This is a genomic window from Pseudomonas sp. JH-2, assembly GCF_036231725.1.
Lineage (GTDB): Bacteria > Pseudomonadota > Gammaproteobacteria > Pseudomonadales > Pseudomonadaceae > Pseudomonas > Pseudomonas delhiensis.
On sequence record NZ_JAZAQP010000020.1, the window covers coordinates 1 to 23,218 of the forward strand.

Here is a 23,218-nt window from a genome sequence, read left to right on the forward strand (position 1 = left end):
CAGCCGCTGGCGCCGGGGCCGGAGCCGTGGAGCATCACCACGGTCTCGGCGCCCTCGCCCAGGTCGTTGTAGTGCAGTTGCAGGTCCAGGTCGCCTTCGCGGATGCGGGCGAAGCGGCTGCTGGCGGCTTCGCTGATGTCGATGGTCATGGGCAGGTCCTCCGGGTCAGGTAAGGGAGTGGGCGGACAGCGAGCCGAAGCCGGCGATCCATTCGGGGATCGGCCGGTAGTAGCGCTCGCGGGCCTGGTAGGGGCCGAAGGCGGACAGGGCGGCGAAGGCGGCCACCCAGGTCTTCACCTCGTGGGTGGACTTGCCGGCCAGGGCCGACAGCTCGGCGTTGCCCAGGCCGTCCAGCTCGGCGAAGCGCCGCTGCTCCAGCAGGTCGAGGAAGTGGTTGTCCCACTCGGGGTTCAGTGGGTGCAGCGAATTCGGGTCGGCGACGAAGCCTTCGGCGGCGCTGACCACCCGCTGCTGGCGGGCCTGGCGCTCGTCCGCCGGCAGGTCGCGGCCGCTGCCCATCAGGCGGTCGGCCATGCGCGCGTCGACCTTGGCCAGCTCCGGCACCGGCGGCTGGTGCGACAGCCCGCCGGAACCGAGGAACAGCACGCGCTTGCCGGTGGAGCGGGCGAAACGGCCGATGGCCTCGCCCAGCAGCCGGGCGCGCTGGAAGCCTGGCAGCGGTACCGCCACGCCGTTGATGAACACCGGGATCACCGGCTTTTCGGCGAGGCCGCCGAGCAACAGCTCCAGCGGCTGGGCGAAGCCGTGGTCGACCTGCATGCGGTAGGACACCGCGGCATCCACCCCCGCCTCCAGCACTGCCGCGGCGCAGGCCTCGGCGGTTGCGCGGGGCACGTCCAGCGGCCCGGCCAGGCTGTGGAAGTCACCGATGGCGTGGGCGGCCATGCCGATGCAGAAGGACGGCATCACGTCATAGAAGAAGCCGTTGTAGTGGTCCGGGGCGAACAGGAACACCAGTTGCGGGTCGAAGGCGGCGATGCGCGCACGAGCGGCGGCGACCACCTCGTCCACCTCGGCCAGCACCTCGGTGGCCGGGTCGACGTAGCCCACCAGCGGGGTGTGCGACAGGCAGTGCAGGTAGGCGCTCATCTCAGGCCACCCTGGACGCCAGCGGCGCCTGCTGCCGGGCCTGGGGGACGGCGGCCAGCGCGCGCAGCAGCTGGTCGCCGACCTGGCCGAGGGTCTGCGGGATGGCCACCCCGGCGACGAAGCGGTCCGGGCGCAGCAGCACGATGGAGGCCGGGTAGCGGCCGAACCACTCCTTCAGGCGGCCACTGCCGTCGCCGACGCGGATCACGCCTTCGGGCACCTTGCACCCGGCCTTGAGCTGTACGTCCGGCAGTACCTGGATGAAGCGCGTGCCCAGCGCGCGCCAGGCCTCGACCTGGGCGCTGGAGAGCCCCCAGAGCGGGTCGCTGCCCCAGGCGATGACGGCGAAGTTGCTGCCGATCACATCGTCCAGCAGCACAGTGTCGCCGGCCTCGGTACGCACCTTCGGCTGGATGAACATGCGCCCCACCGGCGAGGCCTTGCCGCCCTGCTCCGCCACCAGCGCGCCCTTGGCGTACCGCGGCATCGGCTTGAAGCGCATCTCCAGGAAGTAGCGCTTCACCGGCGGCAGGTAGTTGAGCAGCCAGGAGATACCGTCACGCAGCGCACCCTGCCAGCGCCTGGGCGGCGCCAGCACGTGGCCGGCCAGCACCGAGAGGTCGATCATCGCCTTGGCGTGGTCGCGGCGCTCCTGTTCGTAGGTGTCCAGCAGCGCCTCGCCGGCCAGGCCCTTGACCACCAGGGCCAGCTTCCAGGCCAGGTTGCTGGCGTCGCGCATGCCGCTGTTGTAACCCTGGCCCTGCCACACCGGCATGATGTGCGCGGCGTCGCCGGCGAGCAGCACGCGCTTGACGCGGAACTGCCCGGCCAGGCGTGCGTTGTGGGTGTAGACGCGCTTGCGGATCAGCTCGACGCGGTCCGGGTCGGGCAGCACCTTGGCCAGCAGCTGGCGCAGGTTTTCCGGCTTGCCCAGTTCCGCCTCAGTCTCGCCGGGCATCACCATGAACTCGAAGCGGCGCACGCCGTGGGGCAGCGCGGCGGAGACGTAGGGCCGCACCGGGTCGCAGCAGAGGTAGACGTTGGGGGTGCCCAGTGGGTCGTTGGCGACGTCGATGACGATCCACTGGTTGGGTGCGGTCTTGCCTTCGAAGGACACGCCCAGGGCGCGCCGCACCAGGCTGTTGCCGCCGTCGCAGGCTACCAGGTAGCGGGCGCGCACGGTTTCCACGCGGCCCTCCGGGGCGTTCAGGCGCAGGCTGACGCCCTCCTCGTCCTGCTGGAACTCCACCAGATCGCGGGAGAACAGCGTCTTCACGTTGGCGAAGCGCGCCAGGCCGCGATGGAGCACGGCGTCCACCTGCGGCTGGATGAAGGCGTTGCGCCGCGACCAGCCGAACTCGTCGGTCATCGGCTGGATGTCGGCGAAGCAGCGGCCCCCGGGGGTCAGGAAGCGCATCGCGTGCCAGGGCGTGGTGTGCGGCAGCACCTCGTCGACCAGGCCGATGGCCTGCACGGTGCGCAGCGATTCGTCGTCGATGCCGATGGCGCGTGGGTAGTCGATCAGCTGGTCGAGCTTCTCGAGCTGCAGCACCTGTACCCCGACCTGGCCTAGGTAGTTGGCGATGGCCAGGCCCACGGGGCCGGCGCCGAGCACCACCACGTCGGCGGTGTAGTCGGGGCTGTGAACGGGACTATTGGTGGTCATTGTCGTGTCCTCGGCACTGCCCGGCGACCGGCCCCGGAAGAATCTCGGGCAAGCCGGGGCCGTCCCCGCGCACGGGGCGCAAGGTGGTCGCTGGGGCTGTTCGGGTGGTTCGGTTCTAGCGGATGCTCGCCACGCTTCTGGACGAAGGCGCGGGGGCGGACGGGAAGGACGCCACCGGCGGGAGGCTCGGCGAGGTCCGGAAGGCGGCCGTCAGGCGCGGCCGCTCGGAAGCGGATGCAGGCAGGTACGCATGGCTCATGGCTCTATCCCCTGGAAGGGCGTTTATCGTTGTTGCGGCGAGTATAGGAACGGCCAATTCTGTCCTACAATGAAAAACAGCCTCCCTGTGCACCTGGTGCACATCATTGTTTTAAAAGAATTTTAATGAATAAAGACCGGGATTCGGACTACAAGACGGTGCGCGGCCTGAGCCGCGGCCTGGCCCTGCTCAATGCCCTGAACCGCCTCGACGGCGGCGCCAGCCCGACGCGCCTGGCCGAACTCACCGGCCTGCACCGCACCACCGTGCGGCGCCTGCTGGAAACCCTGCAGGACGAGGGCTACGTGCGCCGCAGCGAGTCCGACGACAGCTTCCGCCTGAGCATGAAGGTGCGCGAGCTGAGCGAGGGCTTCCGCGACGAGCAGTGGATCTCCGCCCTCGCCGCGCCGCTACTGGCGGACCTGCTGCAGGAGGTGGTGTGGCCGACCGACATCTGCACCCTGGACGTGGACGCCATGGTGGTGCGCGAGACCACCCACCGCTTCAGCCGCCTGTCCTTCCACCGCTCCATGGTCGGCCGCCGCCTGCCGCTGCTGCAGACCGCCACCGGCCTGGCCTACCTGGCCTTCTGCGAAGACGCCGAGCGCGAGCAGATCCTCGCCCTGCTGGCCCGCCGCGAAGAGCCGGAGTACCGCCTGGCGCGCGATCCGCTGGCGCTGGACAACCTGCTGCGCAAGGTCCGCCACCGCGGCTATGGCGAGAACTTCATGGCCTGGAACCAGGAGGAGAAGATCGCCTCCATCGCCATTCCGCTGCATGCCGGCGAACGCCTGATCGGCTGCCTGAACCTGGTCTACGTGGCCAAGGCGATGAGCATCGAGCAGGCGGCCGAGCGGTATCTGCCGGCATTGCGACGCACGGCGGCGAGGATCAGCGAGCGGATGCTGGAGGGCGATGCGTTGGCTTAACTCGCGGACCTCTATCCAGTTGGTGTGGTGCGGAACCGCGAAGCTCCCGGGTTCCCCGATTGGATTCACCGGCCACGCCGGACGCCCCGATGGCACGGTCAACGGCGGATAACCGCGAACGGTTATGCGCCCTACGAATTTGCCGGCTGACGCTGCGTTATCCGTGCACGCCGAACGACTCCCTCTCCCTTCAGGGAGAGGGCTGGGGAGAGGGGACGGACTTCGCTCACGCACCTCTGCCAACCCTGACGCCGCCCCCCTCCCTAACCCTCCCCCGCAAGCGGGAGAGGGAACCGTTCGGCGTGATGCGAAACCGCGAAGCTCCCGGGCTCCCCGTAGGGCACCGGCCACGCCGGACACCCCGGTGGCACGGTCGACGGCGGATAACCGCGAACGGTTATCCGCCCTACGAGTTTGCCGGCTGACGCTGCGTTATCCGTGCACGCCGAACGGCTCCCTCTCCCTTCAGGGAGAGGGCTGGGGAGAGGGGGCGGACGTCGCTCTGACACCTCTGCCAAACCCTGACTCCGCTCCCCCTCCCTAACCCTCCCCCGCAAGCGGGAGAGGGAACCGTTCGGCGTGATGCGAAACCGCCAAGCTCCCGGGCTCCCCGTAGGGCGCATAACGCCTACGGCGTTATCCGCCGAATCGCGGACAGAGTCCGCTCCTACGGTTCCAGGCAGCACGGCCGTAGGAGCGGACTCCGTCCGCGATTGGATTCACCGGCCACGCCGGACACCCCGGTGGCACGGTCGACGGCGGATAACCGCGAACGGTTATGCGCCCTACGAATTTGCCGGCTGACGCTGCGTTATCCGTGCACGCCGAACGGCCCCCTCTCCCTTCAGGGAGAGGGCTGGGGAGAGGGGACGGACTTCGCTCTGACACCTCTGCCAAACCCTGACTCCGCTCCCCCTCCCTAACCCTCCCCCGCAAGCGGGAGAGGGAACCGTTCGGCGTGATGCGAAACCGCCAAGCTCCCGGGCTCCCCGTAGGGACCGGTCAGCGCCGCCAGGCACACCCCAGCGCGCTCAGCGCCAGCACCGCCGCGGCCCCGGCGTAGGCCCAGAACGCCGGCACCACCGGCAGCAGCACGCCGGCCAGCATGGGCCCCAGGCCCGCGCCTATGTCGCGCCAGACGGCGTTGCCGGCCAGGGCCTGGATGCGGTTCTGCGGGTTGCGCTGGGCCACCAGGGTCATCACCAGTGGCAGCTGCAGGGCGCGCAGCAGCAGGACCAGGAAGGCGCCGACGAACAGCCAGTGGCTGCCGAAGATCAGCAGCGCCACCGAGGTCGCCAGGGACAGCGTCACCAGCATGCGCAGCGCGCCGAAGTGGTCGGCCAGGCGCCCGCCGAAGGGGCTGAAGAGCATCTCGCTGAGGTAGCGCACCGCCATCAGGATGCCCGCCACCAGCACGCCGGTGCCGCCCAGGTGGCTTTCCGCGTAGAGCGACAGGCCGAAGATGAACAGGCCGTCGAGGGTCACGCCCTCGATGAAGGACCAGGTGGCGATGCTGTCCGGCAGGCGCAGGCGGCGCCCGGTCGGGGTCGGCAGGTCGTGGCCCTGGTTCGGCAGCGAGCGGGCGCGCCACAGGCCCAGCAGCGCGCTGGCGAAGAGCACGAAGAACACGCTGCGCGGCCCCCAGGCCTGGGCCATCAGCGCCGCCAGCGGCAAGGCCAGCATCGGCCCGATGGAGATGGTCGCCCGCGAGCGCCCGGCACGGCGCGCGGCGCCCTGGGCCTCGGCGGTGGCCAGGGTCTGGGTGCTGAGGTTGAAGCTGGCGTAGCTCAGGCCCCACATCAGGCGCAGCACCAGCAGCGCGGCGACCCCGGAGAGCGTTGCATAACCCAGCGCGCAGAGCGCCGAGGCGCAGGCCGCCAGGCTGCAGGTGGCGCGGTCGCCGTGGCGGGCGTAGAAGCGCACCACCCAGCCGTAGCCGACGATGCGCACCAGGCGGTTGGCCGCCAGCAGGATGCCCGCCTGGGCCAGGCTGACGCCGAAGTCGGCGGCGTACATCGGCAGCAGCAGGTAGAGCACCACGTCGCCGGGCAGGCACAGGCCCAGGACCTGCGCGGCGCGGCGGGAAGCGTTATCGGCGCGGCGCAGGCGTGGCTGCGCCAGGTCTGATGACATGGTCCCTCCCGGACGACAAGGCAAGCGCGCACCTTACCCGATGCGCACCCGCCTGCCGAGCGGGAAGTGCCAGGCTCAGCCGGCGGCGGTCGCCTGGGGTTGGCCCTGGGCTGCGGTTGCCGGGCGCTCCAGGCCGATGAAGCGCATCACCCGCTCGCCGCATTCGCCGTTGCGGATGGCCGCCGGCGCCGCGTCCACCTGCACCTGGCCGTTCTCCATGAAGATCACCCGGTCGGAGATCGACAGGGCGAAATCCATCTCGTGGGTGACGATAACCATGGTCATGCCCTCCTTCGCCAGGTCGCGGATGACGTTGAGCACGTCGCCCACCAGCTCCGGGTCCAGCGCCGAAGTCGGTTCGTCGAACAGCATGATGTCCGGCTCCATGGCCAGCGCGCGGGCGATGGCCACGCGCTGCTGCTGGCCGCCGGAGAGCTGGTGCGGGTACTTGTGCGCGTGGGCCAGCAGGCCGACCTTGTCGAGCAGCGCCAGGGCCCGCTGCTCGCACAGCTCGCGGCCGTCCAGGCCATGGAAGCGCGGCGCCAGGGTGACGTTGTCGAGGATGGTCCGGTGCGGGAACAGGTTGAAGCCCTGGAACACCATGCCGATGTGCCGCACGCCGCGGCGCAGGCGCAGCGGGTCGGGCTGGCCGGCCTTGATGTAGGACTCGCCGAACAGCACGATCTCGCCGCCGTCGATGCCCTCCAGGCCGTTCACGGTGCGGATCAGCGAGGTCTTGCCGGAGCCCGAGGGGCCGATGATCGACACCACTTCGCCGCCGGCCACCTGGAGGAACACGCCCTTGAGCACCTGGTGGCTGCCGTAGCTCTTGCGGATGTCGCGCAGGTGCAGCGCCGGCGGGGTACCCGGTGCGGGGGCCTCGCGGCGCGCCGCCACGGGCGCGGGCAGGCTGCGGCGCAGCCCGTCGACGCTGGCCTCGCCGAGGGTTTCCGGCTTGCGCGCGTTGAGGTCCAGGCGGTGCTCCAGGTACTGCAGCAGCCAGCCGAACAGGGTGACGATCAGCACGTAGTAGATGGCCACCGCCGAGAGGGTTTCCATCACCAGGAAGTTCTGCGCGTAGAGCTTCTGCCCGACCATCAGCAGTTCGGTGAGGGAGATCACCGAGACCAGCGAGGTCAGCTTGACCACGGTGACGTACTCGTTGATCAGCGTCGGCAAGGCGATGCGGAAGGCCTGGGGAATGACTATCAGCCGCTGGATGCCGAAGGCGCCGACGGCCAGGGCGCGGCCGGCCTCCTTCTGCCCCTTGCTCACCGAGAGCAGGCCGCCGCGGTGGATCTCGGCCATGTACGCGGCCTCGGTCAGCACCAGGGCCAGCAGGCCGGAGATGAACGGGTTGGACAGCAGCGCGCCGCTGGCCGGGAACAGCTGCGGCAGGTTGTAGACGAACACCACCAGCACCAGCAGCGGCACACTGCGGAAGAACCAGATGTACAGCCCCGCCGGCACCCGCAGCCAGCGCGATTCGGAGAGCTTGGCGCTGGCCAGGAGGAAGCCCAGGAACATGCCGATCAGCCAGGCCAGGGCGCTCAGCTCGACCACAGTGACGCAGGCCTTCCAGAAATCCGGCAGGGAGAACAGCGAGAAGAAATAGGACCAGTCGAACTGCATGGGCACCTCGGCGGACGGGCCTGGCGCCAGGCCCGTCTCTCATGTTGCGTTGAAACGGTTACTCGGCCGCGGCTTCTTCCAGGGCGTACTTCTTCAGGATGGCGGCGAACTCGCCGCTGGCCTTGGTCTTCTGGAAGGCCACCTTCAGCGCGTCGTACAGTTCCTGGTTGCCCTTCTTCACGTACATGCCCAGGGTCTGCTTGTAGATCAGCTCCTTGGAGGTGACCACCACGCGGCCCTTGGAGCGCTCGGCGATCATGTGCGCGGCCCCGGAAATCTCCACCTGGGCCTGCACGTGCCTGGACAGCAGGGCCTGGGTCACTTCCGGCGCGGACGGGTACTCGCTGACGCTGATGGCGCCCTTGCCGTTGGGCTCGCAGTAGGACTTGGACAGTTCGGCGAACTTGGCCACCCAGGTGGTGCCCTGCTCCAGGCCGACCTTCAGCCCGCAGAGGTCCTCGGGTTTCTCCGGCTTCAGCTCGCTGCCGGCCGGCACCATGATCGCCGCGCCGGTCTGCGCGTAAGGGATGGCCAAGGCCTGGGCGGTGCGCTCGGGGGTGATGTACATGCCCGAGATCACCGCGTCGAAGTGCCCGGCGTTGAGGCCGAGGATCAGCCCGGAGAACTTGGTGTTCAGGTAGCTGGGCTGCAGGTCCATGTGCCGCGCCAGGGCCGCGGCCAGCTCGGGGTCGGAACCCACCACCTTGTCGCCGTCGTAGGACTCGAACGGCGGGTAGGTGATTTCCATGCCAATCTTCAACTGGCCCGGGGTGGCGGTGACGGCGGCGGCGTTCTGCGCGCCGCCCAGCAGGGCCGCGCCGAGCACGCCGGCGGCCAGGAGAGTGCGGGTGGTCTTGTGCATCGTGATTGCTCCAGGTCGAGAGTGAACGCGCAGTTCAGGAAGGCTGCGTCTGTTTTTTCAGGTGGCCGAAGCTGGACGGCTTGCGCGCCCGCTCCGGCAGTTTCAGTTCGCCGTCGGCGACCTTGCGCCGCAGGTAGCTGTAGGTCTGCAGCGCCTGGCTCCACATGTGCTCGCCGATGGCGATGGTCTCGTAGGCCTGGCCGCCGTCGTCGAACTGCGGCAGCGGGCGGATCTGCGTGTGGTAGTCGCAGGCGTAGAACAGCGGGAAGGAGTAGCGCTCCTCGCGCACGGTACGCACGCGGTGGGCGGTGGCGACGAAGGCGCCGTTGGTCATCACCTCCAGCATGTCGCCGATGTTCACCACGAAGGCGCCCGGCACCGGCGGCGCGTCGATCCACTCGCCGTCCTCGTTCAGCACCTCCAGGCCCGGTTCGGTGGCGTGGAGGATGGTGAAGCACTCGTAGTCGGTGTGCGCGCCTATGCCCGGGGCGTCCTGGGCCTCGCCGTCGAACGGGTAGTGGATCAGCCGCAGCTTGGACGGCGGGCGGCTCACCAGCGGGTCGAAGTAGCCCTCCTCCAGGCCCAGGGCCAGGGCGAAGCCGTCGAACAGCTTGCGGCCCAGGGCGAACACCGCCTGGTAGTAGGCGCGCACCCGGGCCTCGAAACCGGGTACCTCGGGCCAGCGGTTGGGCCCCAGCAGCGGCGTGCCGGCCAGCACCAGGGGGTCGTCGGCAGGCACCTCGTAGCCGACGTCGAAGGCTTCCTTGTGGTCGGGCTTGCCCTTGGAATACACCTCCTCGCCTTCCGGGACGAAGCCCTTGTGGCTTTCCGAGGCGCCGATGTAGTGGCGCATCTTGGCCGCCAGCGGCTGGGCGAAGTAGTCCCGCGCCGCCGCCTGCAGGCCCTCGACCAGCGCCGGGTCGAGGCCGTGGTTGCGGATGTACAGGAAGCCCACCTCGCGGGCCGCCTTGCCCAGCTCGGCGGCGACCGCCAGGCGGTCTTCCAGGCGCGCGCTGAACAGCCCGCCGATGTCGACCACGGGGATGGAAGTGAAGGCCTTGCTTGCATGCTCCTGCATGGGTCGTGCTCCGGCTCAGGTTTCGAGGAAGGTCTGGAAATGCCGGCGTTCTTCCGTGGCCATCCAGCGGTTGAGGTCCCACAGGTCGGCGACCGGCGCGCCGGTGAAGGGAAGCCGATGCAAATACCCGTCCGGGCCGAACTCCGGGGTCAGGGTGGTCACGGCCTGGCCACGCGCCTGCTGGGCGCGCCACACGGCCTCCCAGTGGCGCTGGTGGAAGGCCAGCGCGGCGGCGTATTCCGGCGCGCCCGGGTGCGGCGCCTGCGGGCCCTGGTCGTAGCCCACGCGTGCCTGGATGTGGTGCACGCGCTCGACGAAGGGGCCCAGGTCGTCGGCGGCGTCGTCCAGCAGGCGCTCGCAGACCACCACCCAGTGGCTGATGTCGCTGGTGAAACGCAGTTCGGGCAGCTGGCGGATCAGCTCCAGGGTCACCCAGGGGCTGTACAGCGAGCGGGCACGGTGGGTCTCGAAGCAGCAGGTCAGGTCCTGGGTAGCGGCCAGTTCCAGGGCGCGGCCGAAAAAGTCCACCTGCGCCGCCAGCGGCCAGCGGTCGTTGCCGCCGAGCACGTTGACGAAGCGTGGCGCCAGCTCGGCGGCCAGGCCCAGCTTGCGCTGCAGGTCGTCGAGGTGGACCTGCGGGCTGGCGGCCTGGTCGGGCAGCACGTCGTGGGCGGTGAACAGGGTGCAGATGTAGGGCACGCCCTCCTCCACCAGCAGCCGCGCGTAGTCGGCGCGGGTGGCGGGGTCCAGGGGCAACCGTGCCTCCAGGCCGTCGAAACCGGCCTCGCGCAGTTCGGCGATGGCCTGCGGCCAGCCATGGGCGTAGCCCCACAGGGTGCGGAAGATCTCGAGTCGCATGGACGAACTCCGGGCAGGATGAGCCGCGCCGTCGGGCACGGCGAAAGTCACGGCGCGGCTCAGCGCGGCATGGCGGGAATCGGCGGAATGGCGGCGGGCGTCCGGCCGCGGCTGGGCGGGGACGAGGGGAAACGGGGGATGAGCGCAAGCATGGACACGGTGGTATTCCTCTGACAGACCGGCAGCATTGACGGGCTGGTACCCGCCGATTGTTGTTTTGCGCCGGGCGTGGCGCCGGGCGTGCTTGGGCAGTAAGGAACAGCGTGGCGCGCGGATGTTGTGAGGGCTCCGCTGCGCCGACGCCAGGGCTGGTGTGGCCTGGCGCCGGTGCAGTTGTCGCAGGTAGGCGGCGGGGGAAAAATAGCCGGCGGCAAATAATCAGTTCAGGAATTCCTGAACTATCCCGCCGCCGGGGGATGCGCGGCGGCGGGCCTTGCTCAGTAGCTGTAGGTCAGCGTCAGCATCAGGTTGCGCGGTTCGCCGTAGATACCGTAGTAGGACGAGGGCACGCGGGCGAAGTAGTGACGGTCGAAGGCATTGTTCAGCGCCAGGCTGGTGTCCAGGTGGCTGTTCACCTGGTAGCCCAGCAGCGCGTCGTAGACCGCATAGCCGCCTTGCGCCTCGGCGCCGCGGTCGGTCGGGCTGTACGCCCGCAGGCCGCCGCCGACGCGCCAGTCGGCCAGGGTGCCGCCCTGGAAGCGATAGGTGTTCCACAGCTTGAGGCTGTGCTTGGGTTCCTCGCTGTCGTAGACCTTGCCTTCGTTGTCCGGGTCGGACAGGTAGCGGTTGAGCAGGAAGCTGTAGCCGGCGTAGAGGTCCCAACCCGGCAGCGGGCTGCCGCTGATCTCGGCTTCCCAGCCGCGGCTCTCGATCTTCCCGGCGTTGACGTAGAAGCCGGCGTTGTCCGGGTCGGCCACCGCGCGGTTCTCGTCGCGCAGCAGGAAGGCCGCCAGGTTGGCGTTCAGCGCGCCGTTCAGGTAGCTGCCCTTCAGCCCCACCTCGTACTGCTTGCTCTTGCGCGGGTCGAGCAGCTTGCCGCTGGCGCTGTTCTGCGTCTGCGGGGTGAAGCCGCTGCTGTAGCTGACATAGCTGGACAGCTCCGGAGTCAGCTCGTAGATCAACCCGGCATAGGGCGTGTACTTGTGGTTGACGCTGGGCGAGCGCACCCAGGGGCCGGATTCCGGCAGCACGTCGCTCTGCTCGGTGCCGTACCAGCTCAGCCGCGAGCCGAGCACCAGGGTCAGCGGGTCGAGCAGCTTCAGCCGCATCTGGCCGTAGACGCCGCCCTGGGTCTGGCGGGTGTCGTGGCCCGAGTCGAAGGCCAGGTCCGGCCTGGGCAGCACCGGGGCGAACACGTCCTGGTTGCCGACGTCTTCCCAGGCCGACAGCGAGCGGTCCTTGAACAGCGCGTAGTTGGCGCCCAGCAGCAACTGGTGGGTGCGGCCGAAGGCGTCGAAATCGCCGTTGAGGTTGCTGTCCAGGCTGTACCAGTCGTAGTCGTCGTGTTGGCGCTGGTTGGTGAAGTCGCCCTGGTTGGTCGCCGGGTCGACGCCGCCGCCGAGGTAGGCGTACAGCGAGCTGCTGTCCAGGCCGCGGTAGTTGAAGGTGGTCTTCGAGGTCCAGGCGTTGGCGAAGGCGTGGCTCAGCTCGGCGTGGCACTCCTTCATGTACAGGTAGCTCTGGTTCCACCTGGCGCCATAGAACTGCGAGCGCGGCGCCTTGAGGAAGCTGCCGTCGTAGTACACCGACTGGCCGTAGTCGAAGGGCCCGATGTCGGTCTTCTGGTAGCTGGCCGACAGGCTCAGCAAGGTGTCCGGGTCCAGGTCGAGGTCGAGTGCGCCATAGACCATGCCCAGCCCGGAGTGGCCCTGGTCGTAGAAGTAGTCGCGGTCCTGGGCGGCCACCACCAGGCGGCCGCGCACGTGCTTCTGCTCGTCCAGCGGCCCGGTGACGTCGATGTCGCCGTGGTAGTTGTCCCAGGTGCCGGCGCGCAGGTGGCCGGTCAGGGCGAACGCGTCGCGCGGGCGCTTGCGCAGCAGGTCGACGCTGCCGCCCGGTTCGCCGGAGCCCTGCAGCAGGCCGCTGGGGCCACGCATCACCTCCACCCGGTCGTACATCGCCAGGTCGAACTGCTGCTGGTACTGCAGGCTGCTGTCCGAGGGCACGCCGTCGTACATGACCGCCGCCGGGAAGCCGCGCGACTGGAAGTAGGCGGTGCCGTCGCCGTAGTCGATGGCGGTGATGCCGGTGGTGTCGCGCAGGGCATCGGCCACCGTGAGCATGTTCTGGTCGTCCATGCGCTTGCGGGTGACCACGCTGACCGACTGCGGGATGTCCTTCTGGCTCAGCTGGCCCTTGCCGATGGTCAGCAGCGGCGTGGTGTAGGAGTCGCGGTCCTCGGTGTCCGGGCTCAGGCTGTTGCCGGTGACGGTGGTGGCGTCCAGCGAATAGACGTCGTCGTTCACCAGCGCGTAGTGCCCGGGCGACACCTCGCTGGCCTTGAGTCCGCTGCCGGCGAGCAGCGCGGCGAAGCCCTGGTCGACCGCGTAGCGGCCGCGCAACCCGGCGCTGCGCTTGCCGGCCGTGCGCGCGGCGTCGAACGACAGCACCACGCCGGACTCGGCGGCGAAGCGCGCCAGCACCTCGCCCAGCGGCCCGCCGCCCAGGGCGTACTCGTGCAGGGCCGCCTGCCCTGCCGGCGCGGCCAGCGCCGGCAGCGCGCCCAGGCTCATGCCCAGGGCCAGCGCCAGGGCGCTCAGGCCGCCGCCCAGTGCCTTGCCCCGCCCTGCCCGGGCCTGTTCGTTGATCCGCTTGTTCATCTCTGGACTCCCCCGATGGTGAGCGGCAAATGCCGCGAATTCGGGTAGGAGTCGGATGAGCGAATGAGAATCGACAATGCTCGCCGAATTTTTTCACCGGGCGTCGCCTCAGGCCGGCAGCACCCGCACCCAGTAGTCGGTGAAGCGCCGCAGGCGCACCGGCAGCGCCTGCGCCACCGCCTGCAGCGCCTGCTCCGGCTCGTCCAGCGGGTAAGCCCCGGACAGGCGCAGGCCGGCCACTGCCGGGTCGCAGCCGAGCACCCCGGGGCGGTAGCGACCGAGCTCGGCGAGCAAGGCATCCAGGCGCCAGGCGTCCGCCACCAGCCAGCCGTCGGCCCAACTGGCGGCGCCCGCCACGGCCCTTTCCGTCTGCCCCAGGTGCGCGGCGCCGAAGCGCAGTTGCTGGCCGGCCTGGACGATGCGCTGCTGCCCCGGCAAGGCGAACGGCTGCACCGCCACCGCATCCTGCAGCACCGTCAGGCGCGTGCAGCCCGCCTCCTGGCGCACGCAGAAGCGCGTCCCCAGGGCATGCAGGCGGCCCTCGGCGCTGTCCAGCAGGAACGGCCGGCTGTCGTGGGCGGTTTCGATCAGCACCGCGCCCTTGCGCAGCAACACCAGCCGTTGACCGGCATCGAAGCGCAGGTCGACGGCGCTGGCGGTGTCGAGGGTCAGGCGGCTGCCATCGGCCAGGCGGACCTTGCGCCGCTCGCCGATGCCGGTGCGGTAGTCGGCAAGCCAGGCGGCCTGGCTGCCGTAGCGATAGCCTCCGCCGGCCAGCGCCGCGCTGCCGGCGAGCAGCAGCGCGCCCTTGAGCAGGCTGCGCCGCGGCAGTCCGCGCGGCTGGCTGAGGGTGTCGTAGGCAAGGTTGCCGGAAACCCCGCGCAACTGCGCCTGCAGCGCCTCGACGCGCTGCCAGGCCCAGCGGTGCCCGGGGCTCTGCGCGCACCAGCGCTGCCAGGCCTGGTGCTGGCTGTCGCCGGCATCCTCGGCGCACAGCCGGGCATGCCAGCGCGCCGCCTCGCCGAGCAGCGCGCGCTGTTGCCGCGGGTCGGCGGGCATCACAGGCCGGCGTCCAGGGCGAACAGCAGGCAGGCTTCGGTGGCGCTGGCCACGTACTTGGTCACCGAGCTGACCGAGACGCCCAGGCGCTCGGCGATCTCGACGTACTTCAGGCCCTGCAGCTGCGACAGCAGGAACGCCTGCTTGGCCCACTGGCCCAGGCCATCGAGCATGGCGTCCAGCGCCAGCAGGGTTTCCAGCATGATCTGCCGTTCCTCGGGCGACAGCTCCCCAGCCTCCGGGCGCTGCGCCAGGCCTTCGAGGAAGGCGCGCTCCAGGCTCTGCCGGCGGAAGTGGTCGACCATCACCCGCTTGGCCACGGTCACCAGGTAGTGGCGCGGCTCACGCAGTTGTTCCATGGGCTGCGGGCGCGCCGCGCACAGCAACCGCAAGAAAGTGTCCTGGGCCATGTCCGCGGCCTGCTGCGAGCAGCCCAGGCGGCGGCGCAGCCAGCCGCTAAGCCAGCCGTGATGGGCGAGGTACAGACCGTGGAAGCTGTCGGCAGAGGGGCTGGCGGGCATGTGGGGGAATCATTGCCAAATGTTAATAATTCCCATTCTATGGATGCGCCACGGCGCCGGCAAGCCGTGCCGGGTGCCGCGGGTTCGGGCGACACCTATCCGCAGGGCGCACTCAGCCCATCCCCTGCTCGTACACCGCCAGGTGCACGAAGGCCGCCTGCAGCAGCGGCAGGTCCAGCCCGGCCGCCTGGCCGCGGCCCAGCAGGTCGCCGATGATCTGCTCGGCCTCCACCGGGCGGCCGCCGACCAGGTCGCGGTACATGGACGAAGTCTGTGGCGAGCCATGCAGGGTGAGTTGCCGGCGCGCCTCGGCAAGGAAGGCTTCGCGCGGTTCCAGGCCCACCGCGCGGACCACCGCCACCACCTCGTCCAGCAGGCGGTTGACGAAGGCCTCGCCCTGGGGCGCGGCGACCACCGAGCCGATGTTGCCGCGTATCAGGCAGGTGATGCCGCCCAGGGACGCCAGCAGCACCCATTTCTCCCACATCTCGCGGTGGATGTCGGCGCTCAGGCGGGCGTCGAAGCCGGCGTCCTGCAGCAGCGCGTCCAGGCGCAGGATGCGCTCGCTGCGGGTGCCGTCCATCTCGCCGTAGGACAGTTCGTTGAGGGTGCCGTACTGGACGATGCGGCCGCGCTCGTCCAGGGTGCTGGCGATCTTGCAGACGCCGCCCAGCAGCGGCCCGCGGCCGAAGTGCTCGACGATGGCGTCGACCTGGTGCATGCCGTTGAGCACCGGCAGGATCATGCTGCCCGGCCCCACCGCCGGGGCGATGTCGCGCAACGCCGCTTCCAGGGCGTAGGCCTTCACCGTCAGCAGGATGAGGTCGTAGGGCCCGTCCAGCTGCTCGGCGCCGACCAGTTGCGGCGTCAGCGCGAAGTCACCGTGGGGGCTGAGCACCTGCAGGCCTTCCTGCTGCAGCTGGTGCGCCCGCCCGGCGCGCACCAGGAAGGTCACGTCGCGCCCGGCCCGGGCCAGGCACGCCCCGAAGAAACCGCCCGTGGAACCCGCCCCGACTACCAGAATACGCATGGCCCGCCCTCCTCGGCTGCCCGGCGCACTGGCGCCGGCCCATTGCCTGTATATAGACGCAGCGCCGGCAAAATGCACTGGCTAGCCCAGGCGCCGGCGGTACAGGCTGCGCGCCAGGGCGTCGAGGGCGAAGCCCAGGGCGCCGATCAGCAGGACCATGGCCATCAGCTCCGAGTAGGCCAGGCGGTCGCGGGTGTCGAGGATGTAGTAGCCCAGCCCGGCGCTGACGCCGAGCATCTCGCAGGGCACCAGGACGATCCAGAGGATGCCGATGGCCAGGCGCACGCCGGTCAGCACGTGGCCCAGCACGCCGGGCAGGATCACCTTGCGCAGGGTCTCCCAGGGCGTGGCGCTGAGGCTGCGCGACAGCTGCAGCCAGCGCGGGTCGAGCTGGCGCACGCCGGCGGCGGTGTTGAGCAGGATCGGCCAGACCGCGGCGAAGGCCAGCAGGAAGTAGATCGGCTGGTCGCCCACGCCCATCAGCATCACTGCGATGGGCATCCACGACAGCGGCGAGATCATCCGCAGGAACTGGAAGGCCGGCGTGGTCGCCGCCTCCAGGTGCCGCGAGGCGCCCACCAGCAGGCCCAGGGGCACGCCCACCGCCAGCGCCAGGAGCAGCCCCAGCAGCACACGCCTGAGGCTCACCAGCACGTGCTCGTACAGTTCCGCGCGGCCCAGCAGCTCGCCCAGGCTGGCGAAGGTGGCCCCGGGCGCGAACAACTGCCCCAGGCCGTCGCCGCCGAACAGGCGCACGCCGGTCCACCACAGGCCGAGCAGCGCCAGCAGCCCGGCCAGGCCCAGCAGCCAGTGGCGGCGGCCGGACAGTACGGCAGGGCTCACGTGGTGATCTCCTCGCTGCGCTCGAAGCTGTCGGGAATGCCGAAGGCGGCCAGGCCGCCGACCTGGGCCAGGGCGTTGCGCACGAAGCGGTCGTCCACCAGGTCCCTGGCGGTCTGCGCCGGGTCCAGCGCGGCGAGGAAGCCCTTGTCGCCCTGGATCAGGGTGTCCTTCAGGCGCTTCACCAGTTCCTCGGTGTAGCTGGGGAAGGGATATGGCTGGAAGTCGATGCGCTCCTCGTGCCAGTCGGCATGGCGGATGGCGCCGTCGGCCAGGTATTTCTCACGTTCGCTCGGAGCCGGGGCCAGGACCCGCCCGAGCACTTCCGGCGCGTGCGGGGTGTAGCGGTTGGCGCCGTCCCTGGACAGCAGCTTGGCCGCCTCGGCGCGGTTGTCGCGGGTCCACAGTTGGGCCTTGACGATGGCGTTGACCACCTTCTGCGACCACTCCGGGCGGCCGTTCAGGTCGTGCTCGTGCATGAACACCACGCAGCAGGCGTGGTTGCGCCAGACGTCGCCGGTGAAGCGCTGGATGCGCCCGACCTTGAGGTTCTCCGCCAGGGCGTTGAACGGCTCGGCGACTATGTAGCCGGCGATGCGCTTGCTGGCCAGGGCCGGCGGCATGTCCGAGGGCGGCAGCACCACCAGGTTGACCTCGTTGGCGGCGAGCGGGGCGTTGGCCGGCTTGCTCACCGCCACCAGGCCGTTGTCGCGCAGCAGTTGCTGCAGCACCACGTTGTGGATCGAGTACCAGAACGGGATGGCCAGGCTGCGCCCGCCCAGCTGCTTCACCTCGCTGATGTCCGGCGCCACGGTCAGGCCGGAGCCGCCGACGTGGTTCCAGGCCACCACCCTGGCCGGCACCTTGCTGCCGTAGCGGGCCCAGACGGTCATCGGCGAGAGCAGGTGGATGACGTTGACCTGCCCGGAGATGAACGCCTCGATCACCTGCGCCCAGCTGCGCAGCAGCACCGGGCGCTCGGCCTTGATGCCCTCGGCCTCGAACAGGCCGTTGGCGTGGGCCACCAGCAGCGGCGTGGCGTCGGTGATCGGCAGGTAGCCGATGCGCACCGGGGCGTCCGGTTCGCTGGCGGCACGGGCGCGCAGGCTGGTCAGCAGCGGCAGTGCGCCGGCCGCGGTGAGCAGCGCACCGAGTTTCAGAATGTCACGTCGAGAATGAGTGGGATCGTCCAGGCACATGGGCAGCCTCCGGCGCAGTCGTGGGGTTCGCGTGGGGTCGGCTCGCCCGCCGTAGGGTTCTGAGGATCTCGACCCGCAGCGCGCCCAGTTCCTCGACCAGCTCCGCACGCGGGTGCGGCAGGTCGATGCGCCATTCGCCCAACGTCCGCGCCGGGGTGTCGCCCAGTAGCAGGATGCGTTCGGAGAGCAGCAGGGCCTCGTCGATGTCGTGGGTGATCAGCACCGCGGCGGTGCGCCGCTCGCCAATCACCCGCAGCAGCAGTTGCTGCATGTCGGCGCGGGTCACTTCGTCCAGCGCGCCGAAGGGTTCGTCCAGCAGCAGCACCTGGGGCTGCCGCGCCAGGCAGCGGGCCAGCGCGGTGCGCTGCGCCATGCCGCCGGAAAGCTGCGCCGGCGCCAGGTGCCGCGCGTGCTGCAGGCCGACGTCGGCGATCGCCTGGTCGACGCGCTGGTGCAGGCTGGCCTTGTCCAGCTTCGGCTGGCGGGCGAAGTCGAGGCCGAAGGCGACGTTCTTCTCCAGGCTCAGCCAGGGCAGCAGGCTCGGGTCCTGGAAGGCCACGGCGACCCGCGGGTGCGGGCCGTCGATGGCCTCGCCGAGCAGATGCACGCTGCCCGCCGCCGGCTTCTGCAGCCCGGCCAGCACCCGCAGCAGGCTGGACTTGCCGACGCCGCTGGGGCCGAGGATGGACACCACCTCCCCCGGCGCCAGGCTCAGCTCGAAGCCTTCCAGCACGCTGCGCCAGGCCTTGCCCTCGGGGTAGCCGAGGGCGACGCCGGCGGCCTGCAGCAACACCTCGCTCATGCCCGCGCCTCCTGGCGCTGCAGCTCGGCGCGCAGTTGCACCAGGCTGGGCGTGACGATGGGCACGAAGGCCGATTCGCGCCAGCGGCGGGCGAAGGCCGCGCCGTGCTGGCTGAGGTAGGCCTTGCCGCCGCTGGCCTGCAGCTCCAGCTGCACCGCCGCCGCGGCGCCTTCGGCCAGGCCGATGCGGATGCGGAACAGGCGCGCCGGCTCGCTGCCGAACTCGCCGCTGGCAAGGCCGGCGCGCAGGCGCTCGACCAGGGCTTCCAGCTCGCCGCGCAGGCGTTCCTCCTCCTCGCGCAGCACCGAACGGCTGCCGCCCAGGTGCTCGCGCACCGCCTCCAGCGCCCGGCGCGTGAGGCCGATGGTCATGGCGCACTGCAGGCCGAGGAAGGCCGGGCGCACCTGCGGCAGGTAGCGCCGGGCGTCGTCGTGCAGCAGCCACTCGCGGGGCAGCTGCACCGCGCTGAAGTCCAGGGCGGCGGTGTTGCTCGACTGCAGGCCGAGCAGCCGCAGGTCGTCGGAGCGGCTCAGGCCGGCGCTGCCCGAGGGAATGGCCGCCACCAGCGGCGCCGCGCCCTCGCGCTCGATGGCCGCGGCCACCACGAAGTGGCCCTTGCGCAGGTTGGTCACCCAGGGCAGGCGGCCATCCAGGCTCCAGCCATCGTCGGCGGCGGGGCTGGCCTTCACCTGCAGGCTCTCGATGCCGGAAAGGAACTTCATCGCGTTGGACAGCCCGGTGGCCCCGGCCAGGCGGCCGTCCAGCAGCTCGCCGAGCAGGCGCTCGCCCAGCTCGCGGTTGGGGCTCTGCAGCAGGTATTCGATGAAGGCGCGCTGCCCCCAGAAGACGAAGGCGGCGGTCAGCGAATGGCCGGCCACCGCGGCGATGGCCTCCACCGCGTCGAGCAGGCTGCCGCCGGCGCCGCCGAGCGCCTCGGGCACGCCTATGCCGAACAGCCCGGCGCCGGCCAGTTGCGGCAGCACCGACTGCGGGTCGGCCTGGCCGAGGTCGAGGGCCTCGGCCTGGGCATCGAGCCAGCGGCTCAGGGTCGGATCGAGCATGGTCGCTCTCCTATCGGCGGGCGGCACGACAGCCGCCCGGTCATGGGAAACTCAGGCCTTTTCCCAGCGGTACTTGCCCAGTTCGGGGTTGAGCGGCGTCTGCGCCAGCACGTTGGCGAAGTTGCACAGGGTCGCCAGGCTGATGCCCAGCAGCACCTCCAGGGCGTTGCCGTCGCTGAAGCCGGCGGCGCGGAAGGCCGCAAGGCCGGCGTCGCTGACCGCGCCGCGCGTGGCGATGGCCTCGCGGGCGAAGGCGGCCAGGGCCTCCAGGCGCGCGTCCGGCAACTCGCGTTGTTCGCGCAGGGCGGCTATCACTTCCTCGGGGAGCCTGGCCTTGTTGGCCGCCACCGCGGTATGCCCGGCCACGCAGAAATCGCAGCCGTGGGTGGTGGCGGCGATCAGCTGGACCACCTCGCGCTCGGCCAGGCCCAGCTCGGCCTTGGCGTTGAGGCCGGAGACGGTCACGTAGGTCTCCAGCGCCGCCGGGGCGTTGGCCAGCACGCCGAGCAGGTTGGGAATGAAGCCGGAGTTCTTCAGCGCGTTCTCGAGGAACGGCCGGGCCGCTTCCGGGGCGCTGTCGAGGGTCTGGATGGGCAGGCGGGACATGGTTCGACTCCGTGTACGGTAGGTGTCGAAAAAGTCTGTTGGTAATAAGAAAACCGTTCAATATTCTAAAGTCGCTATCACTTGCTCCAGAGTCTTTTCGTTAGATGATTTCGTCGAGCCCCCTTGTCGATTGGTTATTAGACAGCCTGGAACTGGACGCCAGCCTGTTCCACGTGGGCCGCTACTGCGGCGGCTGGCACGCGTCCACCCAGGGCCTGGCCAGGGCCAGCTTCCACCTGGTGGTGCAGGGCCACTGCTGGCTGCACCTGGAGGGCGAGGCGCCGGTGCGCCTGGACGGCGGAGATGCCGTCTTCCTGCTGCGCGACCTGGCCTACCGGCTGTCCGACGCCGCCAGCGCCGAGGCCGCCGCCTGCCAGCCGCGCCAGGCCATGACCGCCCTGGAGCTGCAGGCCGAGGACGGCGTCGGGCTGGTCTGCGGCTTCTTCCATTTCCACTCGGGGCTCTCCGCGCTGATCATCGACGCCCTGCCCGCCTACCTGGTGCTGCGCGCCGACGAGCCCTCGCAACGCGCCGCGCGCAGCCTGTTCGAGCTCATCCTGGAGGAATGCGCGCGCCAGCCGGCGCCCTCGCAGCAGCTGCTGGAGCGCCTGAGCCACCTGCTGTTCCTCTACGTGCTGCGCCAGCAGGTGCTGGACAACCCCGGCCTCGGCGGCCTGGTGGCCCTGGCCCGGCAGCCGCAGTTCGCCGGCCTGCTGGAAAGGATGATCGAGCAGCCGCAGTTGCCCTGGACACTGGAGGACATGGCAGCCTGCGCCGGGCTGTCGCGCTCGGCCTTCTTCAAGCGCTTCAACGAAACCTGCGGGCAGTCCCCCGGCCAGGTGCTGCTGGCCCTGCGCATGGGCCAGGCCTGCCGCCTGCTCAAGGCCGACCAGAGCGTGGCCGAGGTGGCCGCGGCGGTCGGCTACCAGTCGGTGGCGGCCTTCACCCGCGCCTTCCACAAGAGCACCGGGCAGCAGCCGGGGGCGTACCGGCGCAGCCGCGATCAGGGCAGCCGCCGCTGAGGGGCCGCCACTGGCGGGGCCAGGGCGTCCCGCATGGTACGCAGTTTCAGGCAGGTTTCCCGGTACTCGGCCTGCGGCTCCGAGGCGGCGACTATCCCGCAGCCCGCGAACAGGTGCGCCCTGTCGCCCCGCAGCAGGGCCGAGCGCAGCGCCACGCAGAACTCGGCGTCGCCCGCGGCATCCAGCCAGCCCACCGGCGCGGCGTACCAGCCACGGTCCATGCCCTCGTGGCGGCGGATGTAGTCCAGCGCCGCCTCGCGCGGCAGGCCGCCCACCGCCGGGGTGGGGTGCAGCGCCGCCACCAGGTCGAGGATATCCACCCCCGCACGCAGCCGCCCACGCACGGGGGTCAGCAGGTGTTGCACCCGCGCCAGGCGATGCAGGCGCGGCAACGCCTCGATGTCCAGCCGTTCGCAGTAGGGCGCCAGGGCTTCGCGCAGGCACTCGACGACCAGTGCATGCTCGTGGCGGTCCTTGGCGCTGTTCAGCAGCGCGGTGCCCAGGCGCGCGTCTTCCTGGGGCGTTGCCCCGCGCGCCAGGGTGCCGGCCAGCGCCACGGTGTCCAGTTCGCCCCCGGCGACCCGCAGCAGGCGCTCCGGGGTCGCCCCGAGGAAGCAGGCGCCGCCACGGTCGAAGGCGAACAGGCAGGCCGTGGGGCCGGCCTGGGCCAGGCGCTCCAGCACCTGGCCACAGGGGAAGCCGCCCACCGCCTGCAGGCATACTTCGCGAGCCAGCACCACCTTGCGCAGCCCACCCTGGGCGATATGCGCCACTGCCGCCGCCACCCGCGCCTGCCAGTCACGGGCGTCCAGCGTCTCGCGCGCCACCGGGGCTTGCGCCAGGGCGGGACAGCGCGGCCGGTGGAGGTAGCGGGCGAGCAAGGTGCTCCATTCGGCGCGTAGCTCACGGACCGCGGCATCGACGTCGGCATCCGGCTCCAGCCAGCGGCTGAAGGACAGGAAGGAGCGCCCTGCCCGGCGCAGGTAGAGGATGCGCGGCAACACCAGCGAGGTGGCGGCGAAGGCGCGCCAGTGTGGCGCCGTCGGCGCCTGGGCGTCGAAGGCGAAGCCACCGCACAGGCGCGGCGGGCACGGCCCGCGCCAGGCCATGCGGGCCAACAGCTCGCGCCAGATGTCGGCGCTGGCGGCGAAGCGCCCGGCCGCCGGCGGGCTGACTTCCTGGGTACAACCGAAGCCGGCCATGGCTTCGGTGCCCTCTTCCGCCCGCCACAGCAGGCTCTGGCCGAATACCTGGCGGTTGGCGGCGAACAGCCGCATGGCGTCGAGTTCCGCACAGGCCGTGGTGCCGACCGCCAGTACCGGCCGCCCCTGCTCGCGGGCCTGGCGCGCGGCCGCCGCGAAGGCCGCTCGCAGTTCGTCGAAGGTATCCGCGTTCATGCCTGCCCGTCCTCCTCCAGGCCGTTCCGACGGCGCCAGTGGCGTACCTGCTGGTCGATGTTCCACTGGATGATCTGGGCATACAGCGGGCCGACGAACGCCGGGTCCAGCCCGGCGGCGCGGGCCCAGGCGCGGCGTTCGGGCAGCATCGCGGCGACCCGCTGCGGCGCGGTGATGCTCGCCTCGTCCGGCTTGAAGCGGGCCGCCGCCTTGACGTAGGCCAGGCGCCGGCCGAGGGCGGCGATGATCTCGCGGTCCAGGCTGTCGATACCCAGGCGCACGTCGTCGAGGCTGGCGCATTGTTCCGGGGTCTTCATTGCGTTCGCTCCTTGCGA

At 70.6% G+C, this 23,218-nt stretch carries 20 protein-coding genes and 1 pseudogene; 2 read left to right on the forward strand and 19 right to left on the reverse strand.

From position 1 onward, the window contains the following. The 3 genes and pseudogenes from VV867_RS15425 to VV867_RS15435 form a co-directional block, all read right to left on the reverse strand. Positions 1-149, reverse strand: a pseudogene (locus VV867_RS15425) (2-hydroxy-6-oxo-6-phenylhexa-2,4-dienoate hydrolase); the annotation flags it as partial. 16 nt (positions 150-165) lie between these two features. After that, on the reverse strand, positions 166-1,110 hold the full coding sequence (gene mhpB / locus VV867_RS15430; RefSeq protein ID WP_328566889.1) for a 3-carboxyethylcatechol 2,3-dioxygenase: 945 nt from the start codon (positions 1,108-1,110) through the stop codon (positions 166-168). A gap of 1 nt (position 1,111) precedes the next feature. After that, on the reverse strand, positions 1,112-2,776 hold the full coding sequence (locus VV867_RS15435) for a bifunctional 3-(3-hydroxy-phenyl)propionate/3-hydroxycinnamic acid hydroxylase (protein ID WP_328566890.1): 1,665 nt from the start codon (positions 2,774-2,776) through the stop codon (positions 1,112-1,114). Between the two features lie 384 nt (positions 2,777-3,160). On the opposite strand from VV867_RS15435, the gene VV867_RS15440 reads away from it, so the two are divergent. Continuing rightward, positions 3,161-3,964 carry a DNA-binding transcriptional regulator gene (locus tag VV867_RS15440; RefSeq protein WP_109937005.1) on the forward strand — a complete coding sequence of 268 codons (804 nt, stop codon included), beginning with the start codon at positions 3,161-3,163 and terminating at the stop codon, positions 3,962-3,964. Positions 3,965-4,966: 1,002 nt separating this feature from the next. Here the strand turns inward: VV867_RS15440 and VV867_RS15445 are convergent. The 14 genes from VV867_RS15445 to VV867_RS15510 all read right to left on the reverse strand — a co-directional run bounded on the left by VV867_RS15445 (position 4,967) and on the right by VV867_RS15510 (position 20,464). Further along, positions 4,967-6,097, reverse strand: a complete 1,131-nt coding sequence (locus VV867_RS15445) for an MFS transporter (protein WP_328566891.1) — start codon at positions 6,095-6,097, stop codon at positions 4,967-4,969. A 75-nt stretch (positions 6,098-6,172) separates the two neighbouring features. Continuing rightward, positions 6,173-7,729, reverse strand: a complete 1,557-nt coding sequence (locus VV867_RS15450) for an amino acid ABC transporter permease/ATP-binding protein (RefSeq protein WP_328566892.1) — start codon at positions 7,727-7,729, stop codon at positions 6,173-6,175. Positions 7,730-7,787: 58 nt separating this feature from the next. Continuing rightward, positions 7,788-8,591, reverse strand: a complete 804-nt coding sequence (locus VV867_RS15455; protein WP_328566893.1) for an ABC transporter substrate-binding protein — start codon at positions 8,589-8,591, stop codon at positions 7,788-7,790. Positions 8,592-8,625: 34 nt separating this feature from the next. Next, complete coding sequence (locus VV867_RS15460; protein ID WP_328566894.1) at positions 8,626-9,669, reverse strand: isopenicillin N synthase family dioxygenase; 1,044 nt, start codon at positions 9,667-9,669, stop codon at positions 8,626-8,628. Positions 9,670-9,684: 15 nt separating this feature from the next. Continuing rightward, positions 9,685-10,527, reverse strand: a complete 843-nt coding sequence (locus VV867_RS15465; protein ID WP_328566895.1) for a sugar phosphate isomerase/epimerase family protein — start codon at positions 10,525-10,527, stop codon at positions 9,685-9,687. 437 nt (positions 10,528-10,964) lie between these two features. After that, positions 10,965-13,346 (reverse strand): TonB-dependent siderophore receptor, encoded by a 2,382-nt coding sequence (locus VV867_RS15470; protein ID WP_328566896.1) that lies wholly within the window; start codon positions 13,344-13,346, stop codon positions 10,965-10,967. Between the two features lie 108 nt (positions 13,347-13,454). Beyond that, positions 13,455-14,405: a FecR domain-containing protein gene (locus VV867_RS15475; protein ID WP_328566897.1), complete on the reverse strand. Its 951-nt coding sequence runs from the start codon at positions 14,403-14,405 to the stop codon at positions 13,455-13,457. Further along, entirely contained in the window at positions 14,405-14,926 is a 522-nt protein-coding gene (locus VV867_RS15480) for a sigma-70 family RNA polymerase sigma factor (RefSeq protein WP_328566898.1), read from the reverse strand. The genes VV867_RS15475 and VV867_RS15480 overlap by 1 nt, the downstream gene beginning before the upstream one ends. A gap of 112 nt (positions 14,927-15,038) precedes the next feature. Beyond that, the gene (locus VV867_RS15485; protein ID WP_328566899.1) at positions 15,039-15,956 is read right to left on the reverse strand and encodes a ketopantoate reductase family protein; all 918 of its coding nucleotides are present in this window, start codon (positions 15,954-15,956) and stop codon (positions 15,039-15,041) included. A gap of 81 nt (positions 15,957-16,037) precedes the next feature. Then, positions 16,038-16,784, reverse strand: coding sequence for an ABC transporter permease (locus VV867_RS15490; protein ID WP_328566949.1), 747 nt, complete (start codon positions 16,782-16,784; stop codon positions 16,038-16,040). Positions 16,785-16,795: 11 nt separating this feature from the next. Next, the gene (locus tag VV867_RS15495; RefSeq protein WP_328566900.1) at positions 16,796-17,995 is read right to left on the reverse strand and encodes an ABC transporter substrate-binding protein; all 1,200 of its coding nucleotides are present in this window, start codon (positions 17,993-17,995) and stop codon (positions 16,796-16,798) included. Then, positions 17,961-18,797 carry an ABC transporter ATP-binding protein gene (locus VV867_RS15500; RefSeq protein ID WP_089393673.1) on the reverse strand — a complete coding sequence of 279 codons (837 nt, stop codon included), beginning with the start codon at positions 18,795-18,797 and terminating at the stop codon, positions 17,961-17,963. The genes VV867_RS15495 and VV867_RS15500 overlap by 35 nt, the downstream gene beginning before the upstream one ends. Then, positions 18,794-19,858, reverse strand: a complete 1,065-nt coding sequence (locus VV867_RS15505; protein ID WP_328566901.1) for an acyl-CoA dehydrogenase family protein — start codon at positions 19,856-19,858, stop codon at positions 18,794-18,796. The genes VV867_RS15500 and VV867_RS15505 overlap by 4 nt, the downstream gene beginning before the upstream one ends. Before the next feature lie 51 nt (positions 19,859-19,909). Continuing rightward, positions 19,910-20,464 carry a carboxymuconolactone decarboxylase family protein gene (locus VV867_RS15510; protein ID WP_275630289.1) on the reverse strand — a complete coding sequence of 185 codons (555 nt, stop codon included), beginning with the start codon at positions 20,462-20,464 and terminating at the stop codon, positions 19,910-19,912. A 104-nt stretch (positions 20,465-20,568) separates the two neighbouring features. Between VV867_RS15510 and VV867_RS15515 the strand changes: the two genes are divergently transcribed. Continuing rightward, complete coding sequence (locus tag VV867_RS15515) at positions 20,569-21,486, forward strand: AraC family transcriptional regulator (protein WP_109937016.1); 918 nt, start codon at positions 20,569-20,571, stop codon at positions 21,484-21,486. Here VV867_RS15515 and VV867_RS15520 read toward each other — a convergent pair. After that, complete coding sequence (locus tag VV867_RS15520) at positions 21,468-22,883, reverse strand: isochorismate synthase (RefSeq protein WP_328566902.1); 1,416 nt, start codon at positions 22,881-22,883, stop codon at positions 21,468-21,470. The two genes, VV867_RS15515 and VV867_RS15520, sit on opposite strands and share 19 nt — an antisense overlap. Beyond that, positions 22,880-23,200, reverse strand: a complete 321-nt coding sequence (locus VV867_RS15525; RefSeq protein ID WP_328566903.1) for an isochorismate lyase — start codon at positions 23,198-23,200, stop codon at positions 22,880-22,882. Before VV867_RS15525 ends, VV867_RS15520 begins: the two co-directional genes overlap by 4 nt. Positions 23,201-23,218: the final 18 nt, after the last annotated feature.

Coding starts and splice junctions, on each gene's coding strand:
- VV867_RS15495 (WP_328566900.1), bottom strand. CDS start 17,995: ATGTGCCTGGACGATCCCACTCATTCTCGACGTGACATTCTGAAACTC.
- VV867_RS15480 (WP_328566898.1), bottom strand. CDS start 14,926: ATGCCCGCCAGCCCCTCTGCCGACAGCTTCCACGGTCTGTACCTCGCC.
- VV867_RS15525 (WP_328566903.1), bottom strand. CDS start 23,200: ATGAAGACCCCGGAACAATGCGCCAGCCTCGACGACGTGCGCCTGGGT.
- VV867_RS15520 (WP_328566902.1), bottom strand. CDS start 22,883: ATGAACGCGGATACCTTCGACGAACTGCGAGCGGCCTTCGCGGCGGCC.
- VV867_RS15470 (WP_328566896.1), bottom strand. CDS start 13,346: ATGAACAAGCGGATCAACGAACAGGCCCGGGCAGGGCGGGGCAAGGCA.
- VV867_RS15450 (WP_328566892.1), bottom strand. CDS start 7,729: ATGCAGTTCGACTGGTCCTATTTCTTCTCGCTGTTCTCCCTGCCGGAT.
- VV867_RS15510 (WP_275630289.1), bottom strand. CDS start 20,464: ATGTCCCGCCTGCCCATCCAGACCCTCGACAGCGCCCCGGAAGCGGCC.
- VV867_RS15435 (WP_328566890.1), bottom strand. CDS start 2,776: ATGACCACCAATAGTCCCGTTCACAGCCCCGACTACACCGCCGACGTG.
- VV867_RS15455 (WP_328566893.1), bottom strand. CDS start 8,591: ATGCACAAGACCACCCGCACTCTCCTGGCCGCCGGCGTGCTCGGCGCG.
- VV867_RS15505 (WP_328566901.1), bottom strand. CDS start 19,858: ATGCTCGATCCGACCCTGAGCCGCTGGCTCGATGCCCAGGCCGAGGCC.
- VV867_RS15485 (WP_328566899.1), bottom strand. CDS start 15,956: ATGCGTATTCTGGTAGTCGGGGCGGGTTCCACGGGCGGTTTCTTCGGG.
- VV867_RS15515 (WP_109937016.1), top strand. CDS start 20,569: ATGATTTCGTCGAGCCCCCTTGTCGATTGGTTATTAGACAGCCTGGAA.
- mhpB (WP_328566889.1), bottom strand. CDS start 1,110: ATGAGCGCCTACCTGCACTGCCTGTCGCACACCCCGCTGGTGGGCTAC.
- VV867_RS15445 (WP_328566891.1), bottom strand. CDS start 6,097: ATGTCATCAGACCTGGCGCAGCCACGCCTGCGCCGCGCCGATAACGCT.
- VV867_RS15465 (WP_328566895.1), bottom strand. CDS start 10,527: ATGCGACTCGAGATCTTCCGCACCCTGTGGGGCTACGCCCATGGCTGG.
- VV867_RS15460 (WP_328566894.1), bottom strand. CDS start 9,669: ATGCAGGAGCATGCAAGCAAGGCCTTCACTTCCATCCCCGTGGTCGAC.
- VV867_RS15500 (WP_089393673.1), bottom strand. CDS start 18,797: ATGAGCGAGGTGTTGCTGCAGGCCGCCGGCGTCGCCCTCGGCTACCCC.
- VV867_RS15475 (WP_328566897.1), bottom strand. CDS start 14,405: ATGCCCGCCGACCCGCGGCAACAGCGCGCGCTGCTCGGCGAGGCGGCG.
- VV867_RS15440 (WP_109937005.1), top strand. CDS start 3,161: ATGAATAAAGACCGGGATTCGGACTACAAGACGGTGCGCGGCCTGAGC.